The sequence below is a fragment of the Vreelandella boliviensis LC1 genome, from assembly GCF_000236035.1.
In the GTDB taxonomy this organism is placed as follows: Bacteria; Pseudomonadota; Gammaproteobacteria; order Pseudomonadales; family Halomonadaceae; genus Vreelandella; species Vreelandella boliviensis.
This window is the reverse complement of the sequence record NZ_JH393258.1, coordinates 906664-924445: the sequence shown is the minus strand read 5'-3', so window position 1 is coordinate 924445 and position 17782 is coordinate 906664. Positions and strand designations below refer to the sequence as shown.

The following is a 17782-nucleotide window of genomic DNA, read 5'->3' as shown; positions in this document are numbered from 1 at the left end:
TAGTCTTTACGCTATCTTCTTTTATTGCTCCTGGCTGGTAAAGCCAGAGAGTGATCTTGCGTGAGGTGTTTACTGTGAAAGCGTTGTTAATGGGGTGGATCGTGCTGATGTTCAGTACTCCCCTAGCGGGGCTTGCTGAATCAGCCGACGACTTAAACGTGCCTAACGGGCCCGTTATCTTGACCGTGAGCGGTAACATTGACCATTCGAACGTTGGGAATGAAGCCCAGTTTGACCGTGCCATGTTAGCGTCTTTACCACAGCATGAGTTTGAGACCCGTACGCCTTGGACAGAGGGCAATAGCCACTATAGTGGCCCTTTAATGCGTGATTTGCTGGCGCTATTAAGCCCAGAAAGTGATGCAGTTCACGTATCCGCGCTGAACGGCTACGAAGCGGAAATTCCGGTCACTGATTTTAATGATCACGATGTCATCTTAGCCATGGAAAAGAATGGTGAGGCGATCCCAATTCGAGAATATGGCCCTTTATGGGTGCTTTATCCCTTTGATCAAGATGAAACGCTTTTAAGCGAAAAAATACGCTTTAGAGCGGTATGGCAGGTTATGCATATTAATGTTCTCTAGCGCTTCTAGTGCGCAGGCCTCAAGCCTACTGCGTTATCCTCGTCGTTTTAAGCTCGTTGCCATTGTTGCGGTGCTACTGCTTGCTGCGGCACTGGTAGTTGCCACCTTGGCCGCTTGGCGGCAGGAAAATCTCACTCAAAGCCTGCGGGAAGATACCGCTTGGGTTGTCTATAAGCTGGATCGTGATGCGGTACAGTTACTGAACCATTTATTGGCAGTGACCCGGGAGCCGTTATCGCCTAGGGCACACGATGAGTTAAATCTTCGCTTTGAGTTGCTCTATAGCCGCATAACGTTGCTTAACGACGGCGAAGTCAGCAATCTTATGCAACGGATCAATACTGCCCGTGAGCTACTAGGTCAAATCCACCAGCAGCTTGATGTGCTGGATATTATGTTTACGCCCTACAATGCGCTCAAGCTTGATCAGTTGCCGGTAGCAGCGTTGGAAGATGAGCTACAGGCGCTAACTCGGCTAACTGAAAGACTGGTAATTGCTATTAACGGTTATTTAGCTGAATCGGCGACGGCAGAGCGTGCCCAGCTTAGCTTGCTTTACAAGCTACTCATGACCCTGATTATTGGCATGAGCTTAGCGGCCTTTCTGGTGATTGCCTTTTTGGTACGTGAAATGCGTGAAAGTGCGGCGATTAGGCGGAATCAAGAACAGCTTGGTCGCCAACTCGAAGTCACCGCTAAACAGGCCCAGGCGGCGAATCAAGCCAAGTCTGACTTTTTAGCCATGGTCAGTCATGAAATTCGCACGCCACTAAACGGCGTTATCGGCATGAGTGAGCTGTTACGCGAATCAGCGAGCCCTGCTCAGGTAGAAGATTACGCTCATACGATCCACGATAGTGCCAATCAGTTGTTGGCGATGATCAATGAAATTCTCGATTTCTCAAAAATCGAAGCAGGGCACTTAACCCTTGAAACATCGCCCACGGAACTCAAACCGCTAGTTGATAGCGTGGTGGTGCTATTTGTGCCCCGAGCAAAAAAGAAAGGGCTGGCGCTGACGGTTAACGTGGATGCGCTGGTGCCAACGTGGGTGCTGGTCGATGCAGGTCGACTTCGGCAGATTTTGCTTAATCTCATCGCTAATGCGATCAAGTTCACCGACCACGGTGAAATCAGCGTTCGGGTTTCCTCCACAGTGGAGCAGTTACTCTTTGAGATTAGTGACACGGGTTGTGGGCTAAGTGAACAGCAACAGCAACGCCTTTTTGAGCCTTTTCAACAAGCGGATGAGTCAGTGGCACGTCGATATGGTGGCACGGGGCTAGGGCTAGCCATTTGCAAACGGCTAAGCGAAGCCATGCAAGGGAGATTAGGGGTAAAAAGCCAGTTAGGCCAAGGAAGCACTTTCTGGTGCGAGTTACCCTTGATAGCCGCTGATCCCGTAACAACATCGCTGCCCCCAGCGCCTAAACGGGATTTTTCTGGCACAACGCTGCTGCTGGTAGAGGATAATGCCGTTAACCGCAAAGTCGCGATGGGCTTATTGGCGCGCTTGGGTTGCGATATAGTCTGGGCAGAGAGTGGCCATGACGCCTTGTCCATGGCCCAGTCACAGCAGGTGCATCTGATCTTTATGGATATCCAATTGCCCGATATGGATGGCCTAACCGTCACTCAGCGTTTGCGCGAACAGGGCGGATGGTTAGCCAATGTGCCGATCGTCGCCATGACGGCCGGCGGCGCCGAAGATGACCGACAACGCTGCTTGGCGGCGGGTATGGATGATTACATCACTAAGCCACTGTCGCTCTCTGCATTAAGTAACGTACTGGCGTTGCAGCTTTTTGCGACCCCGGACGCACCTTTAAGGGCGTTAGCAGTGTCTCCGACGCTAACCGGAGAGCAATCGTTGCTTAATGGCGACACCCTTAACATGTTGAAAACGACGCTGGGGGAAGCGAGCATGATCCAGCTAATCATGCTTTACCACCAGCAAGTAAGTGATTACTCCGCGCAATTGGCTTCTTGCTTGGCTGCAACCCCATTAACGCCAGAGCAGAAACAGCAAGTCGTGCGGCTTGCCCACCAGTTGTGCGGCGAGTCATTGAGCATGGGGGCCGACCAGCTTGCCGAACTGGCAAGACAGATTGAGCTATTAGCCAAAACGCAGCGGGCCACTTCCGAGCAGCTTGATGAAGCGTTCAGCACATTGAGGCTTGCAGCGGCGCATACGCATTCCGCGCTGGAGAGGTGGAGCCGTGACCACTTATCAAGTTGAGCAGGGTATTCTCACTGCAGCCAGTCGGCAGACAAATACTTGCCGGGCAGCGGCGGATCTAGCCGACGCCTTACGCCACGAACACTTGGGATTCGTGCTGTTCTTCTGCAGCGCGGAGTATGATTTAGCGGCCCTCGCGGACGCACTGGAAAGTAGCTTCCCTACCACGCCGCTAAGTGGCTGTACCACCGCTGGGGAAATAACGCCTGAAGGCTATGATCGCGGCTCCATCGTGGCTATCGGGTTTGATCGCCGTATGTTCGCCATTGAAACGGCGCTGATCGACGACCTTGACCATTTTGAGTTAGCCAATGCTCAGCCGCTGGTCGACTCGTTGTTGGAGCGTTGCCGTCAACAAGCCATCGCGCCGATCAACGAACATAGTTTTGCGCTGACCTTATTGGATGGCTTATCTAGCCGTGAAGAGCAGGTGCTCGCCACCTTAGATGCCGCGCTAGGGCGCATCCCCAGCTTTGGCGGCTCGGCCGGCGACGATAATCACCTTAGCCATACCCATGTGTATACCGCCGGGCGCTTTTATACCCGTGCGGCGGTGGTCGTAATGATCAACACCCGTCTGCCCTTTGAGGTGTTTTCAACCCATCACTTAATTCCATTGGCCCACAAACTTGTGGTGACTGAGGCTGACCGTGAGCAGCGGCGGGTGATAGAACTCAATGGTTTGCCCGCCGCCCAGGTTTATGCTGAGTTAGTAGGCGTTGCACCTGCGCAGCTTAGCGCCGCCGTTTTTGCCCGCCATCCATTGGCGGTGCGCATCGGCGGGCAGCACTATGTGCGCTCTATCCAGGGTGTTAATAGCGATAGTAGTTTGAGTTTTTACTGTGCAGTGGAAAACGGCATTGTATTAACTGCCATGCAGCCAACACCGCTGCTGGATGATCTCAAAGTGATGCTTGCCGGGGTGAACGCAAGGCTGGGGGCGCCTAGTATGATTATTGGCTGCGACTGTTTTCTGCGCCGCATGGAGCTTGAGGTGTTGCAGCAACTGGATCAGGCGTCGCAGCTACTGCGCCAAGCAGGCGTAGTGGGGTTCAATACCTACGGCGAACAGCATCACGGCATGCATGTGAATCAAACGTTTACGGGGGTGGCGTTTGGATCTCTTCCAGCTAACGACTAGCAATGACTCAACTCATAGCACCGAAGCGACCAATAGCACTAGTGCAACTGATGTCGCGGCGCTGCGGGAGGAGAACCGCCGCCTGCGTAAAGTGTGCCAAGCGCTGATGGAGCGGGTGGAAACGGGCGGCGGTGCTGATCCAGCCCCCTATGCGGCGTTTGAGCGCTCGGTGTTGCTTGCTGAACAGGTGCGTGAGCGCACCGATGCGCTGCACCGCACCTTGGACGAGCTAAGCCAAGTCAATACGCGCCTACTGGCCGCGAAAGCCGAAGCCGAAGCCGCCAACCTATCCAAAACGAAATTCCTGGCGGCGGTCAGCCACGACCTGCTGCAGCCATTAAACGCCGCTCGGCTGTTTGCCAGTGCTTTAGAAACGCACTCACTGCCTGAAACCTCGCAAATGTTAGTAAGCCATATTGGTCGCTCGCTAAAGGATGTCGAAGGACTGATAGGAACGCTGGTGGATATCTCGCGCTTGGATGCTGGCGTACTCCACGCCGATAAAGCACCGTTCGCGGTGAGCACGCTATTAGATGCGCTAGCCGAAGAGTATCGCCAAGTAGCCGGAGTGCGGGGTCTGGCATTGCACTACGTGCCTTCCAGTGCGGTGGTCGAATCGGATCTAGCGCTGCTGGCTCGAGTGATCCGCAACTTCTTAAGCAATGCGGTGCGTTATACCGAGCACGGTCGCGTGCTGCTGGGCTGTCGGCGGCGCAAAAAAGGGTTAGAAATTACCGTGGGCGACACCGGCCCTGGGATACCCGAGCAGCAGCGGGAAGCGATCTTTCTCGAGTTTCGTCGCGCTAACCAGCCTAACGGTGCTCACAGCCGCGGCTTGGGGTTGGGGCTAGCTATCGTTGACCGTATCAGCGCCATGCTGGGACAGCCGATAACGCTCGCCTCGCGCCCAGGCGTGGGCGCGCTATTTTCGATCACCGTGCCCTACGCAACGGCGGCGATCTCCATAGTGCATAACACTCGCACCGCGCCGCTGCCTGACAATGCAGAGGATCCGTTGAACGGTAGTGTCATCTGGGTGATTGATGACGACCTGGCGATTATAGAAGGTATGCAAGCACTGCTGGGCAGTTGGGGCTGCCGGGTGCGAGCCGCCGCCACAGTAAGTGCTTTGGAGGCCGCCAGCGACGGTGAGCGACCGGCGGTGTTGCTAGTGGATTACCATTTGGGCGAGCACCGCGAAACCGGCATTGAGTTGGCCGCCCGACTGCAGCGCCGTTATCCAGGCCTGGCATCGGTAGTGATTACCGCCAATCACGAGGCGGAAATTAAGCGTGCAACCCGTGAAGCAGGCATGCACTGCTTGCTCAAACCCTTAAAGCCTCTGCGGCTACGCATGCTGCTAGGCACGCTGCTGAATAAATTCGAACGGGTGCAGCCTAGCGCGTGCGATTGGCCCGATAAAAACTTAGATCCTCCTCGCCGGCGATAACGATCGCGTGAACTCGGCTGGTGGCGTTCAATTTACGCAAAATCGCCGAAACATGAGTCTTAACGGTGGTTTCGGCAATCAATAATTCCCGGGCGATATGCTTGTTCGACATGCCGGTTGTCATACAAGCCAACACCTCTAACTGCTTATCGGTTAAGCGTGCTAAACGCTCGCTGGTCGAAGAAGGATTGACAGCGGATGGCACCGAAGAAGCGCGCGGTGCTGGGCGACGCATAACATCGGGTGGCAAGTAGAGCTGGCCTTCAAGAATCTGCGTTAACGCGGCCAGCAGGGCTTCCCGGGGTGTGGATTTGGGGATATAGCCCACCGCGCCGAGGGTAATGGCATCGAGTACCAGTTGGCGCTCTTGATGCGCAGACACAACCGCCACCGGCAGCGAGGGAAATTCCTCGCGCAGTCGTGTTAGCCCCTCTAGCCCTTCCGCATCCGGCAGGCTTAAATCCAGCAGCAGTAGATCTAACTCAGCGTTCGCTTCAACCAGCGCTATCGCATCAGCGAGGCTCTCTGCCTCCAATAGCTGGCTACCAGCCAAGCCCCCGCTAATCACGGTTTGTAGCGCGTCGCGGAACAGCGGATGGTCATCCGCCACCAACAGGGAATACATGGCGTCTCCTACCAAGGGATGAGGGCTAATCCTGCCATCGGGCTATATCGCCATTCGCTTTAGTGAACAACACTGTCAATGCACCTTAAATAATCATAATACGCAGGAGCATGACAATGATCTACGCCAACCCTGGTGATACTGGCTCTTTGGTGTCATTTGAAAAACGTTATGGCAACTATATCGGTGGCGAGTTTGTCGCCCCGGTGAAAGGCCAGTATTTCGACAATATTAGCCCCGTCAACGGCCACGTTTTCTGCGAAATTCCCCGCTCAACGGCAGAAGATATTGATAAAGCGCTGGACGCTGCCCACAAAGCGGCACCTGCCTGGGGGAAAACCTCCGTTCAAGAGCGCAGCAATATTTTGCTGAAAATTGCCGATCGCATTGAGCAAAACCTGGAAATGCTTGCCGTCGCGGAAACGTGGGATAACGGTAAAGCAGTACGCGAAACCCTCAATGCAGATCTTCCGCTGGCCGTTGACCACTTCCGCTACTTTGCGGGCTGCTTACGTTCGCAGGAAGGCACGGCGGCGGATATTGATGCTAACACCGTCTCCTACCACTTCCATGAGCCATTGGGCGTAGTGGGCCAGATTATCCCCTGGAACTTCCCGATTCTAATGGCGGTTTGGAAGCTGGCGCCTGCACTGGCGGCGGGTAACTGCGTGGTCTTGAAGCCCGCAGAACAAACTCCCGCGTCGATTTTGAAAGTGATGGAAGTGATTGGCGATCTGCTGCCGCCTGGTGTACTCAATATCGTCAATGGCTTTGGCGCTGAAGCAGGCCAAGCATTAGCCACCAGCAAACGTATCGCCAAAATTGCCTTTACCGGCTCTACCCCCGTTGGTTCACATATTCTGAAATGCGCGGCGGAAAATATTATCCCCTCCACCGTAGAGCTGGGCGGTAAATCTCCCAATATCTACTTCGCTGATATTATGAACGCCGAACCAACGTTTATTGATAAAGCAGTAGAGGGCTTGGTACTGGCGTTCTTTAACCAGGGCGAAGTGTGCACCTGCCCGTCTCGCGCGCTGATTCAAGAGAGCATGTACGAAGAGTTCATGGCCAAGGTGATCGAGCGTACCCAAACCATCAAGCGGGGCAATCCGCTGGATACAGATGTTCAAGTGGGGGCGCAGGCCTCTCAAGAACAGTTCGACAAGATCATGTCGTATATGGATATCGCTCGCGACGAAGGGGCGGAGTTCCTCACTGGCGGCAATAAAGAGACCATGGACGACAGCCTCAACAGCGGCTATTACATTCAGCCCACGCTGCTGAAGGGTACCAACCAGATGCGCGTTTTCCAGGAGGAAATCTTTGGCCCAGTGGTGGCAGTAACCACGTTCAAAGACGAAGAGGAAGCGCTGGCGATTGCCAACGACACCGAGTTTGGCCTGGGCGCTGGCGTGTGGAGCCGCGATATCAACGTCGCCTTCCGCATGGGCCGCGGCATTCAAGCCGGGCGCGTTTGGACCAACTGCTACCACCAGTATCCCGCCCACGCGGCGTTCGGTGGTTACAAGAAATCCGGCGTTGGCCGTGAAACCCACAAAGTCGCCCTTGAGCACTACCAGCAAACCAAAAACCTGCTGGTCAGCTACGACATCAACCCACTGGGCTTCTTCTAAGCGTTCTGCCAGCCACACCGCCCGGTATTCGCCGGGCGTTTTTGTCAGTTTCCCTGACGCTGATTCTAGCGATAAGAGCAGTTCTTAAACTGCTGTATCGAAAACTATTAGGAGTTGCATCATGGATAGCACAATGCGCGCGGCGGTCGTTCGTGAGTTTGGCCAGCCGTTGGTCATTGAAGAAGTCGACGTACCTCGTCCAAAGCGGGGCGAAGTGTTGATGAAAGTGGCGGCCTCTGGAGTTTGCCACACCGATTTACACGCTGCTCACGGCGATTGGCCGGTAAAACCCTCGCCGCCGTTTATTCCCGGCCATGAGGGTGTTGGGCATATCGTGGCGGTGGGTGAAGGTGTCTCCCATGTCAAAGAGGGTGATCGCATCGGCGTGCCCTGGCTCTACTCTGCCTGCGGCTACTGCGAGCATTGCTTAGGCGGTTGGGAGACCTTGTGCGAGTCCCAGCAAAATACCGGCTACAGCGTTAACGGCGGATTTGCGGACTACACCCTAGCCGATGCGGGCTATGTCGGGCGCCTGCCGGATGCCGTCGATTTCATCGAAATAGCCCCGGTGCTGTGTGCGGGGGTGACGGTCTATAAAGGCTTGAAGATGACCGATACCCGCCCCGGTCAGTGGGTGGTGATTTCGGGTATTGGCGGCCTTGGGCATATGGCGGTGCAGTACGCGAAAGCCATGGGGCTCAACGTAGCGGCGGTGGATATTGATGACGGAAAGCTAGCCCTGGCCGAGCGCTTAGGCGCCACGGTAACGGTTAACGCCATGAAAACTGACCCGGCGGCGTACTTGAAGAAAACCATTGGTGGCGCTCACGGGGCACTGGTCACTGCGGTGTCGCCAAAGGCATTTGATCAGGCGCAGAATATGCTGCGTCGCGGCGGCACGCTGGTGCTCAACGGCTTACCGCCGGGTGACTTCCCGCTGCCGATCTTCAGCACGGTGCTCAACGGCATTACCATTCGTGGTTCTATCGTTGGCACACGCTGCGATCTGCAGGAAGCACTGGATTTTGCCGCCGAAGGCAAGGTCAAAGCGACGGTGGCAACCGACACGCTGGACAATATCAACGACATTTTCCAGCGCATGATCGACGGCAAAATAGAGGGCCGTATCGTGCTCGATATGGCTAGCTGAGCAACCTATTTGCTGGGGGAGGCAACTCCCCTTATTTAATCCTCGCAGTTACCTCGCTGCTATCCAATCAGCCCAACCAGCGTCGCGCCATACGCTCGGCGTGGGCAAGGTTGCTGACGACCGCTAGTCTACCCGCTTCGCGTTTAATGCCTGCGCGTTTAATTTTCAATGCCATGCGCGGCGGCAGACCCACAAATATCACCCCTACGTTATGCTCGCCCAGCTCGCGGCGCAGCGTATCCAGTGCCACCATGGCAGTGGTGTCGAGGCTGGGCACATCGCGCATATCCAGAACGACAATTCGTACGCTGTGATCAATCACTCTTAGTGTGGCGATGGCTTTTTCTGCCGCGCCAAAAAAAAGCGGGCCACTGATTTTATAAAGTGCCACTTCTGGCGGGAAGTGTTCGTCTGTGTCGGGTGCGGCCAAGCGCTGGGTATGGGTCAATTGTGCCATACGTCGGATAAACAGTGCTGCGGCTAGGCCAATACCCACGGCCACCGCGATCACCATGTCAAAAATCACCGTGAGCGCGAAGCAGATCACCAACACCCAAACATCGCTGGCGGGGGCGCTTTTCAGTGTATGCATAAAGTGGCGCGCCTCGCTCATGTTCCAGGCGATGATAAAGAGCAGCGCGGCCAGAGCAGCCATAGGTACATATCCCAGCACTCCCGCTAGCACGACCACAGCAAGTAGCACCACTACCGAATGCACTACCGCCGCGACAGGTGAAAATGCACCGCTTTTGATATTGGTCGCGGTGCGGGCAAGGGCCGCCGTGGCGGTAATACCACCAAAGAAGGGCACCACTATATTGCCTAGCCCCTGACCAATTAGTTCGGCGTTAGGATCATGGCGGGTGCGGGTAAGGCCATCTGCGACAACGGCACACAGCAATGACTCAATTGCCGCCAGTAGTGCAATCGCCAGTGCCGGGCCGAGCAGCGCCTGAATCAGCGCAAAGTTGATCTCAAGCGGTGTGCCATCAGCACCTGGAAAATGCCACGGTGCGGTAAAGCTAGGCGCAAAGGGTGGAATACCACTGCCGCTATCACCCTCGAACTCCCAGCTAAACCGCGAGGCGATGGTGTCGACCTCAACGCCACCCATCAATAGCAGCGAGGCGGTCAGGGTGCCCACCGCTAAGCCAACCAGCGGAGCAGGGACTGGCGTATTCAGGCGGGGCCAGATTAACAGCGTCGCCAAGGTGACAAGCCCAACGCTGATCTCTGCTGGTGAAAGACTAGGCAACGCTCGGCCAATCAGCATTAGGTTATGCAAGGTGCTATCGCCTAGCTCCACCCCGGCCAAGCCAAGAAAGTCAGGTAGCTGCAGCAGCGCAATCACCACGCCAATACCCGCCGTAAAGCCGAGAATCACCGGGTAGGGCACGTACTGAATCAGGCTACCCAACCGCGACAATCCCAGCGCGACCAAAATAGCGCCCGCCATCAGCGTGGCGATCAGTAGCCCGCCCAGGCCGTGGTTGGCCACGATGGGAAACAGAATCACCACAAAAGCGGCGGTGGGGCCGGAGATATTAAACCGCGAACCGCCTGTTAAGGCGATCACCGCCCCCGCCACTATGGCAGTGTAGAGCCCATGTTGAGGCGGCACGCCAGTGGCGATTGCCAGTGCCATGGAAAGCGGTACTGCCACCACGCCAATCGTTAGCCCCGCCATCACATCACGCTTTAATTTGGCCAGCGTATACCCTTCACGCCATGCGTTTACTAGCGCACTGCCAGGCAGCGGAAAAACGTAACCCGAAGAGCGATGGGCACGGGACATGGGGCGAGCCTCCTAAGTGATAGGGAAAACAAGCTATTACGCTACGCCTGCGGTGAAATTTGCACAACAAGGCGTTAGTCGCGGAGTCGTTTGCGCACAAAAAATCCCGGCACTCAGGCCGGGATTGATCTTTTGTCTCAAATGCTAACGCCGCTACATTTGGGAATCTTCAGGCGGTTCGCCGATGGTGCCGGGCATTGCCTGCACATGACCCATCTGCTCACCGGCCAGAGTGAGGAAGTGTAGATGGCGCTCATACTCGGCCACCAAATCACCAATTACCTGACCACGGGTATAGCCGTTAAGGTCTTTATCCTGACCGCCTTCCGCCAGGTAGACGTCGAGACGCACATAGAAGTCATCATCCGCCGGGATAAAGCTAGGCGTGCGCATGCGGTGCGGGCAGACCTGGTAGACAAAGCTGGTCGCTTCGCCGAAGTCGACCTGGAGCATTAGGTTAGGTAGCGATTCGCCTTCAAGGTGCTCTTCGGTGACATTGGCTGTTTGGCCACGGCTCTCAAGCTCCTGGGCAAACTGAGTCATGGCCGGGCGAATAGAGTGTTCAAGGGTTGCCGCCGCACCCGCTCGCGTGGAGGTATCCAGAGCGCGATCCAAGCGCTCTTTCCAGTCACCGCCTGGCGCGCCACCGGCAATCATGCGGCGGGCATCGGCTTTGCTACCTTCCATTTTCAGCGCCTTATACATACCCACCATCACCGCGAAAATGACTAATGAGAAGGGCAGCGCGGTGATAACGACGGCACTCTGTAGCGCGTTCAAGCCACCGGCCATGAGTAGGGCAATGGTGATCAAACCTATGACGGCCGACCAGAAAATACGCAGTTTTACCGGGGCATCGTGGTTTACGTCGCTCAAAATAGAGGTGAAGTTGGCCAGTACCAGCGCACCAGAGTCTGCTGAGGTAATAAAGAACACAATGCCAAGGACCGTGACAACAGCGGCGGTTAGGCCAGCATAAGGGAAGTACTCTAGCAAGGTGTAGAGGGTAGTTTGCGGGGTGTTGAGCGCTTGTTGGCCTAGTTCAACAGCGCCTTGATTGGCCACCAGCTCGATACCAGTGTTACCGAATACCGACATCCACACCATCATAAAGGCCAGCGGAATAAACAAGGCGCCTGCGACAAATTCACGAATGGTACGGCCACGGGAAATACGCGCCAGGAACAGACCGACGAACGGTGTCCAGGCAATCCACCAGCCCCAGAAGAAAATCGTCCACCACATTTTCCACTCTTGGGCGCCTTCATCGGCAAAGGCGTAGGTGTCGAAGCTGGCACCGACAAACCCAGATAGATAATCACCGGCGTTATTGACCACTTTATCCAGCAGTACCAGGGTGTCGCCGGAGAAGAGTACAAACAGCAACAGTGCCAATGCCAACAGCATGTTGAACTCTGAAAGGCGGCGAATACCCTTCTCAACACCGGTCACCACGGAAATTGTCGCCAATACGACCACCAAGACAATCAAAATCACTTGTACGGTAAGCGTTTCCGGCACGCCGAACATATAGGTGAGGCCGTAATTGAGCTGCATCACCCCAATACCCAGGCTGGTAGCAATGCCGAACACGGTGGAGATCACCGCAGTAATGTCGACAGCGTTGCCAATAGGGCCATGAATACGCTTACCCAGAATCGGGTAGAGCGCGCTACGAATCGCCAGCGGCAAGCGGTGACGGTAGCTAAAGTAAGCCAGCGCCATACCCATCAGCACGTACAGCCCCCAACCGGAGAGCCCCCAGTGCAGATAGGTTTGAACGACGGCGTTGCGCATCGCTGCCTGGCTTTCCGGGGTTAAATCCGGTGGTGCCAAATAGTGGGCAACCGGTTCGGCAACGCTGAAGAACAGTAGGTCGATACCGATACCTGCGGCGAACAGCATGGCCGACCAGGAGAGCAGCGAAAACTCGGGTCGTGAGTGATCTGGCCCCAGGCGGATACTGCCAAAGCGGGACATACCAATCGCAATGACGAAGACCAGATACGCCACAATGGCGAGCATGTAGTACCAGCCAAAGGTTTTGCTTACCCAAGCTAGGCCAGCATCAAAAAAGGCACCGGCTTGCTCGGTAAACAGCATCGTGAGCACAAGAAAAACGACAATACCGGCCACGCTGCCGTGGAAAACCACGGGATTGAGGCGGTCTCGGGAGGGGAGGATGGGGTTGTCTTTCGCCATGCAGGCGGACTCCTGTTGTTGAAAGATGATTTTATTTTGAATGAACGTTCAAATAAAATACGCGATTAAGCGTCCCCCTTCAAGTTAACCTCCCCTATTTGAGTTGAATTAGCGTGAAGTTAGCAATGCGCTGACGAACGTGCAGACGCAAAAACGCCCGGAAAAACCGGGCGTTGGATCTAGGTTTGACGTTTTGCCTGCGTTTATTCGCTATCGGCATTCTCGTCGCTATTATTGAGGTAGCCGCGTTTGCCGTGCTTACCACGATACTCTTCATGGGCTTCTTGCATGGCGCTGCGCAGCGCTTCCTGCTCTTCTTCTGTGAGAATCTCAGCTACTCGCCCGCGGTGGTCTTCACGTAGGGCGTTCATGGCCTCGCGATGTTCGGTGTGTGCTTGGTTAAGCTCGGCCTGTTTCTCTGCTGAGATATCGGCGCGCTCGTACACCTCTTGGCGACGCTCCTCCATGCGCTCTTCCATACGTTCTTCCATACGTTCATGATCAGGGCCTTGGCCTTCACGATCGCCGTGGCTATGCGCCTGTGCGGCAAACGCTAATGGCATAATGGCGATAGCCAGCAGGGCAGGAGCAAACAGTTGGCGAATCGACAGTTTCTTAGCACTTGAAATTTTCATAAGTTCTCTCCTGGTGAGTTGACGATGACAGTATCTCTAGGTGGTGTGCAAACCGTTTGCAGATAGTGTGCAACAATCATGATCATATTGGCTTGTTGCAGGTCGTAGTCGGTAGGTGAGGGGTCACCTAATCATCAAGGAGAAGCAAAATGTCGCGAACCGAGCAAACTCCCGTGTGCCAACAGCGTCGCGCGTTTACCACCCTTTGCCGCGCTACTGGCCTGGGGGCAATTGCCTTAATGCTGAGTGGCTGTAGCGCTTCTCAACACGTTAGCGAAGGTGCACCGGCCATTGAAAACAGTGCGCTAAGTGAACCCCTGCCCTTTACTCGCTTGGCACCAAGCGTCTATACGCCTGAAGAGTGGCCCCAGTCGTTAACGGCTGACGTTTATCTACCCGACGAGCCCAGCGGTGCGTTGCGACCCGCTGCCTTGGTGGTGCATGGCGGCGGCTGGCGCAATCGCACGCCGGAAGATATGCAGGGCATCGCTGAACAGTTAGCGGGCCAGGGCTATGTAGCGGTGAATATTGAGTACCGCTTTGCGCCTCAATATCGCTTCCCCAGCCAACTGCATGATTTGCAGCAGGCGATGACCTGGATTCACGCCCATGCCGACGAGTGGCAAGTAGATACAAGCCGCATTGTTGGGGTGGGGTTTTCCTCTGGCGCGCATTTAGTAAGTTTACTGGCGGTGGCAGGAGCAGAAGGGCCGCTGTCCGAACCTTACGGTGGCGAGCAAAGCCGTTTAGCCGCGGTATTGGCTGGAGGGCTGCCCAGTGATTTGCTCAAATTTGATGATGGGCGCTTGGTCGTCGACTTTATCGGCGGTACTCGCGCTGAAGAAAATGAAGCATATCGGCTAGCTTCACCTGCACGGCAAATTACCCCGCAGGCGCCACCGTTTTTTCTGTTCCACGGCAAGTGGGATCAACTGGTGCCAGTGGATCATGCCACAGACCTCTACCAAGCGCTGCAGGACAATAACATTCAAAGCGAGCTGTATCTGCAGCGCTGGCGTGGTCACATTACAAGCTTTTTGCTGCGCGGTGGCGCCATTGATGCGGGCATCGCGTTTCTTAATCGGCAGGTCAATCCTTAATGTCCCCTAACTTCATCAAGACATGGCCAACGACATCATTTCGATAACAGCACCATCATCAAGATCCATCTGAGCGACAAGTTTGTTTAGTTGGCCCATGGCCTCTTGAAGCGAGCTATTAAGGCTACTGATTTCTTGTTGCAGAGCGTCGAGTTTTGCTTGGCGTTGTTCATCGTTTAGGGACTGGTCGCGCATAACATCTTCCAGTTCCTGCTGTTTCTCTTTTAATTTTTCTCTGTATTCAACAATTCGCTTTAGTAGCTCCTTAATTTCCATTGGAAAATCACTTTCATCAATTTTGGCGTTCTTCGCTTCCTGGGTACTGCCAGCCTTTTCTGAGGCAGAGGCGATGCCTCTGGCTAGGGGTGACAGATCCAAATGAATGCTGGTATCGGCATCCTTTGGGGCAGTGTTAGACGCGGCCGGTGTTGTCGTTACCTTCTCGACATTTGACGGTTCACTACGTAAAGGGTATGCGTCTAAAGAGACACTTCCGGTAGATAAAGAGATGGTCATGGCAATCTCTCGATAGTGTTAAAGGCTATTTTAAGCAGGCGCAACAGCGACTGCGCAGGCTGGCTTAGATAGACAGGTTTTAAGCAGGCTAATAGTGTTATCGACAGTTTGATACAATACTTTAGCTTTTGCTAAGCAACATCTAGGTAGCCTGATATCATCGAAGGTGTGATTGTCGTTTTTACTGCATGGCCATTGATGCGGGCATCGCGTTTCTTAATCGGCAGGTCAATCCTTAATGTCCCCTAACTTCATCAAGACATGGCCAACGACATCATTTCGATAACAGCACCATCATCAAGATCCATCTGAGCGACAAGTTTGTTTAGTTGGCCCATGGCCTCTTGAAGCGAGCTATTAAGGCTACTGATTTCTTGTTGCAGAGCGTCGAGTTTTGCTTGGCGTTGTTCATCGTTTAGGGACTGGTCGCGCATAACATCTTCCAGTTCCTGCTGTTTCTCTTTTAATTTTTCTCTGTATTCAACAATTCGCTTTAGTAGCTCCTTAATTTCCATTGGAAAATCACTTTCATCAATTTTGGCGTTCTTCGCTTCCTGGGTACTGCCAGCCTTTTCTGAGGCAGAGGCGATGCCTCTGGCTAGGGGTGACAGATCCAAATGAATGCTGGTATCGGCATCCTTTGGGGCAGTGTTAGACGCGGCCGGTGTTGTCGTTACCTTCTCGACATTTGACGGTTCACTACGTAAAGGGTATGCGTCTAAAGAGACACTTCCGGTAGATAAAGAGATGGTCATGGCAATCTCTCGATAGTGTTAAAGGCTATTTTAAGCAGGCGCAACAGCGACTGCGCAGGCTGGCTTAGATAGACAGGTTTTAAGCAGGCTAATAGTGTTATCGACAGTTTGATACAATACTTTAGCTTTTGCTAAGCAACATCTAGGTAGCCTGATATCATCGAAGGTGTGATTGTCGTTTTTACTGCATGGCCATTGATGCGGGCATCGCGTTTCTTAATCGGCAGGTGTTAAGCAAGGATTAGACTTTAGTTGCGTTCTTGTTCTATGCAAGGTTGGTGACAGTTTCGTGGGGTAGCGTCGTAAGCACACAGGGTAAGGCCCTGTGTCAAAAACCCAACAAACTTATAAAAAGAGAGCCTCGCTATGCTTAACACTTCCAGTGCTTCTTTATCGTTTAATATCAAATCCATATTGGTAGGAGCAACGGCCGCCATTGCTTCTCTATCAATGGCGCTTCCTGCTGCAGCTGAAGACTTTCCCACTCGCCCGCTTAATGTGGTGGTCGGTTTTGGCACTGGCGGAAGCGCGGATCGTATGGCCCGTATGATGTCAGGGCCTCTTTCAGAAGAGGTAGGTGTACCGATACAAGTGACGAATCGTCCTGGTGCGGGCACTCAGGTTGCCTCTAATTACGTTCTTAACATGCCTGATGATGGCTATACCGTCTATGCCTCGACGTTTGCTCCTTATTTAACCAACTCGATTCTTACTGGGGATGCAGCGTTTAGTGTTGATGACTTTTCTTATATCAACTTCCAATGGTTTGATTTGGATCTCATTGCTGCAAATAAAGACAGCGGTTATGAAGATCTGCCAAGCCTTCTCGAAGCGATTCGCGAAGAGAGTGGTCAAGTGCGCGGGGCGGTGGTTCAAGGCTCTGCTGGCCACTTAATGGTGCGTTTGTTACTTGATGAGGCAGGCATCCCCCAGGATAACCTCAACTTGGTGACCTATAACAGCGGTGGCGAAGCCCGTTCAGCTGTGGCGGGTGGACAGGTGGATTTCGTCTCTATCAGTGCCCAGGGCAGTGAGGGAATCCGTGAGTTTCTAACCCCGTTGGCGATCGTCAGTGATGAGCGCATCGAACAGTGGGATGCGCTCCCGATCAATGAAGCGCTGGCGCCGATGAATCTTGAGGTACCCATTCTTCAGGGCTCAATGCGCGGATTTGCAGTGACCAGTGAAATGGAGCGCCAGCATCCTGAGCGTTTTGAGAAACTCTCCTCTGCTATTCAAAGCGCGCTTGCCCGTAAAGATGTTCAAGAACAGCTTGAGCGCAACGAAATGGGCGGCGTTTGGGTAGGCCCAGAGCGCTCCAACGAGCTGATGCGCGAAAACTATCAAGTATTTGAAAAGTACGCACACCTGCTTAACTAATTATTACGACCAGTTTTTTATGACCAGGCTTTTTCAGAACTGGTTTTTTCCGAGCTAATCCTTCCATGATAGCTGGCCCTTCACATTAATGAGGGGCCAGCATGGGGTTTTACTATGTCTGAATGTAAACGTGACTATGGGGACTTTATCGTTCTCACGGGTCTGGCTGGCTTTACGCTATGGTATTTATTAGACGCCATTCGTGTATCGGCCACACCACAGAATCTGCTGCTTATACTGCCACTTGCCATTATCGTGTTAGCAATTATCGCACTTGAATTGTTCCTGCGTATTAAACATGGCTCGCTGTTTCGCTCTTCTGAAGAAGAACCTCTGCATAAAACATTACCTGTTGTGGGTCTCTTCGCCGCCTATGTACTGTCACTTGAAACCTTGGGCTTTGATATTGCCACTGTCGTGTTTCTGGCGCTTTTCTTGATCCTTAAGGGTGAGCGAAATTGGTGGTTGGTAGGTGGCTATAGCGTCGCTTTTGGACTGAGTGTCGCGCTCTTTTTCTCGCAGATGCTGCCGTACCCGATGACACTGCTACTGCTTCCAAGCTGAGGAGAT

Annotated in this window: 15 protein-coding genes; 9 read left to right on the top strand and 6 right to left on the bottom strand. The window is 53.9% G+C overall.

The features are described from left to right. Positions 1-89: 89 nt before the first annotated feature. From KUC_RS13420 to KUC_RS13405, 4 genes are read left to right on the top strand one after another with little or no spacing between them, the layout of a single operon-like run. Positions 90-587 (top strand): putative pterin-binding protein, encoded by a 498-nt coding sequence (locus tag KUC_RS13420; protein WP_050804869.1) that lies wholly within the window; start codon positions 90-92, stop codon positions 585-587. After that, entirely contained in the window at positions 577-2826 is a 2250-nt protein-coding gene (locus KUC_RS13415; RefSeq protein ID WP_007113756.1) for a hybrid sensor histidine kinase/response regulator, read from the top strand. The genes KUC_RS13420 and KUC_RS13415 overlap by 11 nt, the downstream gene beginning before the upstream one ends. Then, positions 2807-3967, top strand: a complete 1161-nt coding sequence (gene nosP, locus KUC_RS13410; protein WP_007113755.1) for a nitric oxide-sensing protein NosP — start codon at positions 2807-2809, stop codon at positions 3965-3967. The genes KUC_RS13415 and nosP overlap by 20 nt, the downstream gene beginning before the upstream one ends. Further along, a complete protein-coding gene (locus KUC_RS13405) occupies positions 3942-5417 on the top strand; it encodes a hybrid sensor histidine kinase/response regulator (RefSeq protein WP_007113754.1) in 1476 nt (491 codons plus the stop codon). The genes nosP and KUC_RS13405 overlap by 26 nt, the downstream gene beginning before the upstream one ends. On the opposite strand, the gene KUC_RS13400 is transcribed toward KUC_RS13405, so the two are convergent. Continuing rightward, a complete protein-coding gene (locus tag KUC_RS13400; protein ID WP_040480881.1) occupies positions 5365-6042 on the bottom strand; it encodes a response regulator in 678 nt (225 codons plus the stop codon). The two genes, KUC_RS13405 and KUC_RS13400, sit on opposite strands and share 53 nt — an antisense overlap. Positions 6043-6158: 116 nt before the next feature. Here KUC_RS13400 and exaC point away from each other — a divergent pair, with 116 nt between their 5' ends. Together exaC and adhP are read left to right on the top strand one after the other, a co-directional pair. Beyond that, positions 6159-7679, top strand: coding sequence for an acetaldehyde dehydrogenase ExaC (gene exaC, locus KUC_RS13395; protein WP_007113752.1), 1521 nt, complete (start codon positions 6159-6161; stop codon positions 7677-7679). A gap of 121 nt (positions 7680-7800) precedes the next feature. Continuing rightward, a complete protein-coding gene (adhP, locus tag KUC_RS13390) occupies positions 7801-8829 on the top strand; it encodes an alcohol dehydrogenase AdhP (protein WP_176459012.1) in 1029 nt (342 codons plus the stop codon). A gap of 67 nt (positions 8830-8896) precedes the next feature. On the opposite strand, the gene dauA is transcribed toward adhP, so the two are convergent. From dauA to KUC_RS13375, 3 genes are all read right to left on the bottom strand, one after another. After that, positions 8897-10624 (bottom strand): C4-dicarboxylic acid transporter DauA, encoded by a 1728-nt coding sequence (gene dauA / locus KUC_RS13385; RefSeq protein ID WP_007113750.1) that lies wholly within the window; start codon positions 10622-10624, stop codon positions 8897-8899. Positions 10625-10777: 153 nt separating this feature from the next. Further along, positions 10778-12826: a choline BCCT transporter BetT gene (gene betT / locus KUC_RS13380; protein ID WP_007113749.1), complete on the bottom strand. Its 2049-nt coding sequence runs from the start codon at positions 12824-12826 to the stop codon at positions 10778-10780. A gap of 203 nt (positions 12827-13029) precedes the next feature. After that, on the bottom strand, positions 13030-13461 hold the full coding sequence (locus tag KUC_RS13375) for a hypothetical protein (RefSeq protein WP_007113748.1): 432 nt from the start codon (positions 13459-13461) through the stop codon (positions 13030-13032). A gap of 149 nt (positions 13462-13610) precedes the next feature. Here KUC_RS13375 and KUC_RS13370 point away from each other — a divergent pair, with 149 nt between their 5' ends. Continuing rightward, entirely contained in the window at positions 13611-14561 is a 951-nt protein-coding gene (locus KUC_RS13370) for an alpha/beta hydrolase (protein ID WP_040480879.1), read from the top strand. A gap of 15 nt (positions 14562-14576) precedes the next feature. Here the strand turns inward: KUC_RS13370 and KUC_RS13365 are convergent, their stop codons facing one another. Together KUC_RS13365 and KUC_RS13360 are read right to left on the bottom strand one after the other, a co-directional pair. Then, positions 14577-15077: a hypothetical protein gene (locus KUC_RS13365; RefSeq protein ID WP_040480877.1), complete on the bottom strand. Its 501-nt coding sequence runs from the start codon at positions 15075-15077 to the stop codon at positions 14577-14579. Between the two features lie 254 nt (positions 15078-15331). Continuing rightward, entirely contained in the window at positions 15332-15832 is a 501-nt protein-coding gene (locus KUC_RS13360) for a hypothetical protein (RefSeq protein WP_040480877.1), read from the bottom strand. A 366-nt stretch (positions 15833-16198) separates the two neighbouring features. Here KUC_RS13360 and KUC_RS13355 point away from each other — a divergent pair, with 366 nt between their 5' ends. Both KUC_RS13355 and KUC_RS13350 read left to right on the top strand, forming a co-directional pair. Further along, a complete protein-coding gene (locus KUC_RS13355; RefSeq protein WP_007113744.1) occupies positions 16199-17212 on the top strand; it encodes a Bug family tripartite tricarboxylate transporter substrate binding protein in 1014 nt (337 codons plus the stop codon). A 114-nt stretch (positions 17213-17326) separates the two neighbouring features. Next, positions 17327-17776 (top strand): tripartite tricarboxylate transporter TctB family protein, encoded by a 450-nt coding sequence (locus KUC_RS13350; protein WP_007113743.1) that lies wholly within the window; start codon positions 17327-17329, stop codon positions 17774-17776. Positions 17777-17782 lie beyond the last annotated feature (6 nt).